The 4,665-nt window shown below is 61.3% G+C and carries 4 protein-coding genes; all 4 read right to left on the bottom strand.

Going from position 1 to position 4,665, the window contains the following annotated elements; all coding sequences use genetic code 11:
• On the bottom strand, window positions 1-610 hold a 610-nt coding region (locus tag AC1DVH_RS26395; RefSeq protein ID WP_477756269.1), incomplete at its 3' end, for a 3-hydroxybutyrate dehydrogenase.
• A 7-nt stretch (window positions 611-617) separates the two neighbouring features.
• Complete coding sequence (locus AC1DVH_RS26390; protein ID WP_150723644.1) at window positions 618-2,009, bottom strand: GntP family permease; 1,392 nt, start codon at window positions 2,007-2,009, stop codon at window positions 618-620.
• 288 nt (window positions 2,010-2,297) lie between these two features.
• Entirely contained in the window at window positions 2,298-3,713 is a 1,416-nt protein-coding gene (locus tag AC1DVH_RS26385) for a sigma-54 interaction domain-containing protein (protein WP_477756268.1), read from the bottom strand.
• A 168-nt stretch (window positions 3,714-3,881) separates the two neighbouring features.
• A partial coding sequence (locus tag AC1DVH_RS26380) for an ATP-binding cassette domain-containing protein (protein ID WP_477756267.1) occupies window positions 3,882-4,665 on the bottom strand: 784 nt, incomplete at its 5' end.

Here is a 4,665-nt window from a genome sequence, read left to right as displayed (position 1 = left end):
CAACCCCTCTGGCGGCACGATCATCAATTTGCTTCTGCACCAGTGGCGTCAATACCCAGCCTGGGCAGATCGCGTTGCAGGTGACCTGGGTGGTCGCGGTTTCCAGCGCGACCACTTTGGTCAAGCCGATCACCCCGTGCTTGGCGGCGACATAGGCTGACTTGCCCACCGAGCCGACCAGGCCATGTACCGAAGCAATGTTGATCACCCGGCCCCAGCCCTTGGCGCGCATGCCCGGCAGGCTCAAACGGGTGCTGTGGAACACCGACGACAGGTTGATGGCGATGATCGAATCCCAGCGCTCCACCGGGAACTCATCCACCGCTGCCACGTGTTGAATGCCAGCGTTGTTGACCAGAATGTCGACGCCGCCAAACTCGCGCTCGGCGTAGGCGATCATGTCGGCAATTTGAGCCGGATCGCTGACATCGGCCGGGTGATGGCCGACCTTGCCGCCGAACTGTTCGACTTCGGCAATCACCTTGGATGCATCGCCAAAGCCGTTGAGGATCAGGTTGGCCCCGGCCTTGGCCAGGCTGAGGGCTATCCCCAGGCCGATGCCGCTGGTGGAACCGGTGACCAGTGCGGTCTTGCCCGAAAGAGTCGTCATGAATACCTCACACAATGCCAGTGGCGTAGAAGGTGCCGATCACTACGAAAACCGCCAGGGTCTTGATCAGCGTAATACAGAAAATGTCTTTGTAAGCTTCGCGGTGGGTCAGCCCGGTGACCGCCAGCAGGGTAATGACGGCGCCGTTGTGCGGCAGGGTGTCCATGCCACCGCTGGCCATGGCGGCGACCCGGTGCAGCACTTCCAGCGGAATGTTCGCCGCATGGGCGGCGCTGATGAACTGCTCGGACATCGCCGCCAGCGCGATGCTCATGCCACCCGAGGCGGAACCGGTGATGCCGGCCAGCAGGGTCACGGTAATCGCTTCGTTGACCAGTGGGTTGGGGATGCTCTTGAGCCAGTCGGCCAGCACCAGAAAGCCCGGCAAAGACGCGATCACCGCGCCGAAACCGTATTCCGAGGCGGTGTTCATCGCCGCCAGCAAGGCACCGCTGACTGCACTTTTACTGCCTTCGGCGAGCTTGCGGCTGATCGCCTTGTAGCCGAACGCCAGCACCATGAGGATGCCGACCAGCAAGGCTGCCTGGACCGCCCAGATCGCCGTGAGCTTGGCGATTTCCGTGGTCACTGGCGCGGCCATGCCTGGCAGCGCGAGGCTGTGGGTCTTGCCGTACACCTGCGGAATCCAGTGGGTGAACAGCAGGTTCATGATGCCCACCGCCAGCAGTGGCGACAGCGCCAGCCACGGGTTGGGCAGCTTGAGGTCGGCGGCGGTTTCCGGTTCGTTACGCAGGTCAGAACCATAGCCTTCACCGGCACGCTGGGCCTTGTTGCGCTGACGCTGGAGAAACAGCATGCCGGCACAGAACACGAAGATTGTGCCGATCACCCCCAGCCACGGCGCCGCCCACGCGGTGGTGTTGAAGAAGGTGCTGGGGATGATGTTCTGGATTTGTGGCGTGCCGGGCAGGGCGTCCATGGTGAACGAGAAGGCGCCCAGGGCAATGGTCGCCGGGATCAGCCGCTTGGGGATGTTGCTCTGGCGGAACATTTCAGCGGCAAACGGATAGACCGCGAACACCACCACAAACAACGACACACCGCCGTAGGTCAGCAGGGCGCAGACCAGCACGATCACCAGCATCGCCTGGCGGGTGCCGAGCAGGCGAATCGCCGCCGCGACGATGGAGCGCGAGAAACCGGACAGTTCGATCAGCTTGCCGAACACCGCGCCAAGCAGGAATACCGGGAAATACAGTTTGATGAAACCGACCATTTTTTCCATGAACACCCCGGTGAAAGCGGGGGCGACGGCAGACGGGTCAGTCAGCAGGACAGCGCCGAGGGCGGCAATCGGGGCAAAAAGGATAACGCTGTAGCCACGGTAGGCAGCCAGCATCAGCAGCGCGAGGGCTGCCAAGGCAATGATCACACTCATCGTGTGTCTCTCCTGGGTTGTTATTTTTGTTGGGTGAAGCCTGGTAGGAGAGGCGTATAGCGAGTTTTGTGCCAGATGGTTAAGTCGTTGAAATATAAGGATATATTTTTAGAATGGTGGTTCTATCGGGTGATTTTGTCTCTGATTTGAGACTTTCTTTGGCAGTGCTGGCCTCATCGCGGGCAAGCCCGCTCCCACAGGTTGCCCGTGTACTCAAGAAGTAGGCGATCAAATGTGGGAGCGAGCTTGCTCGCGATGGACTTTCTATCAATCGAGATATGTGTCTCTTTAATGAGATTCAGCAATCCCCAACGCCACCATCTTCTTGTACAACGTCGACCGGCCAAGCCCCAGCCGCGCTGCGGCATCGACCACCTTGCCCCCACATTGCGCGAGGGTGGACTCAATCAATTGCCGGTCAAATCGCTCCCGCGCCGCACTGAACGTCTCATGGGCAAGCGGTTCGATGGTCAAGGGCGCCACGCGCTCCACCTGGGAGAACGTACCAATCGCCGAGCGGATGTCCGCCGCCGTCAGGCGCAAGTCATCACTGAGCAGTGCGGCCCGCTCCAGCACATTGCGCAGTTCCCGGATGTTCCCCGGCCAGGCGTGTTGCCCCAACAGTTCCAGGGCCTCGTGGTGCAATTCATGCTGGCTGCGCAGTTCCTCAAGAATGGCTTCACTGAGCGCCGGCACGTCATCCAGGCGGTCGCGCAGGGGTGGAACCTGGATCGGCAGCACATTGAGGCGGTAGTACAAGTCGGCGCGGAATTCGCCGCGCTTGATGGCCGCTTCCAGGTCGGTCGAGGTCGCGGCGATCACCCGCACATCGCTCTGGATCACTTCGTTGGAGCCCACCGGCTCGAATTCCTTTTCCTGCAATACTCGCAGTAGTTTGCTTTGCAGGGGCAGCGGCATGTCGCCGATTTCATCGAGGAACAGCGTTCCGCCCTGGGCAATCTGCAATTTGCCGGCGCGGCCCTTGCGGTCGGCACCGGTAAATGCGCCAGGGGCTGTGCCGAAGAATTCGGCCTCCAGCAGCGATTCGGGAATCGCCGCGCTGTTGACACTGACAAACGCCTTGTGTGCACGGGGCGAGGCATTGTGGATCGCCTGGGCCAGCAACTCCTTACCGGTGCCGGTTTCACCAAGCAACAGCACCGGCGATTCGGTACTCGCACTGCGCCGGGCGCGGCGTTTGACTTCCAGGCTGGCGGTGCTGGTGCCGATGAAATGGGCGAAGTTGTATTTGGTCTGCCGCGCCCGCAGCAGCGAGCGGGTGGAGGCCAGTTCTTCCTGCATGCTCATGTAGCGCTTGAGCATCGGCGACAGGCTGCGCAATTCATCGAACAGGGCGAAACCAATGGCACCGATCACCATGCCGGCATCGTCGTGAATCGGCAGGCGCATGACCACCAGCGGCTCTTTGGGGGTGTCTTGCATATCCAGCAAAATCGGCCGGCCGCTGCGCACCACTTCACGCAACAGGCTGCCGGGGATCACGCTTTCGCAGGGCTTGCCGATTGCAATTTCCGCCGATTGCAGGCCGAAGCGCCGGGCGTAGCGTTCATTCATCCAGACGATGTTGGCGTCGCGATCGACAATCACCGTGCCCTCGCTCGACTGCTCGATGATCTCGAACAACGAGCGGATCGCCAGCAAGCGAACGCGCTGGTAGTCCTTGAGGCTTTCGGTGGTGTTCATCGGTATTGATCCTGATTATGTTTTGCCTGTGCCGGCCTCTTCGTCGGAGCGCCGCCCGGGGCAAGCCCGCTCCTACAGTTGATCTGTGTCGTTGACAAATCCCCTGTGGGAGCGAGCCTGCTCCGGGCGGCGCTCCGACGATGGCTGCGATGCGGTCTAACGGCCAGATTATGCCTGCCCCAACATCGCCGCCGCCAACAGCTCCTTGGTGTACGGATGCTGAGGTGAGTCAAACACCTCATGGCTGGCGCCGCGCTCCACCACTTTGCCATCCTTGATCACGATCATGTCGTGGGCCAGGGCGCGCACCACCGCCAGGTCATGGCTGATGAACAGGTAGGTCAAACCGTGTTTTTCCTGAAGCTGGCGGAGCAGGGCGACCACTTGTTTCTGTACCGTGCGGTCGAGCGCTGAGGTCGGTTCGTCGAGCAGGATCAGCGCCGGCTTCAGCACCAGCGCCCGGGCGATGGCGATGCGCTGGCGTTGCCCCCCGGAGAACTCGTGGGGATAGCGATGGCGACTTTGCGGGTCGAGCCCGACTTCACTCAGTGCCCGGATCACTTCGGCATTGCACTCTTCAGTGCTCAACTGGCTGTGCACTTCCAGGCCTTCGCTGATGATTTGCGCCACGGACATCCTTGGGCTGAGGCTGCCGAAGGGGTCCTGGAACACCACCTGCATTTTCTTGCGCCACGGTCGCAGCTGTTTTTGCGTCAGGTCGTCCAGCGCCTGGCCCTGAAAGCGGATGCTGCCTTCGGAGTCGAGCAAACGCAGAATCGCCTGACCGAGCGTGGACTTGCCGGAACCGGACTCACCGACGATGCCCAGGGTTTTGCCGCGCTGAATATTCAGGCTGATACCATCGACCGCGCGCAGCCAGGTCTTGCGTTGAAACAGGCCGCCACCGACGGGAAACCGCACCTGCAGGTTGTCCACCTCCAGTACGTTTTCG

It is taken from the genome of Pseudomonas sp. P4_C3, from assembly GCF_056402075.1.
Note: the sequence above shows the minus strand (reverse complement) of the source record. Positions and strands in the feature narration are given on the sequence as shown.

What these genes read in the sequence shown, in the direction of transcription:
- AC1DVH_RS26385 (WP_477756268.1), bottom strand. Translation starts at nt 3,713, where the DNA reads ATGAACACCACCGAAAGCCTCAAGGACTACCAGCGCGTTCGCTTGCTG.
- AC1DVH_RS26390 (WP_150723644.1), bottom strand. Translation starts at nt 2,009, where the DNA reads ATGAGTGTGATCATTGCCTTGGCAGCCCTCGCGCTGCTGATGCTGGCT.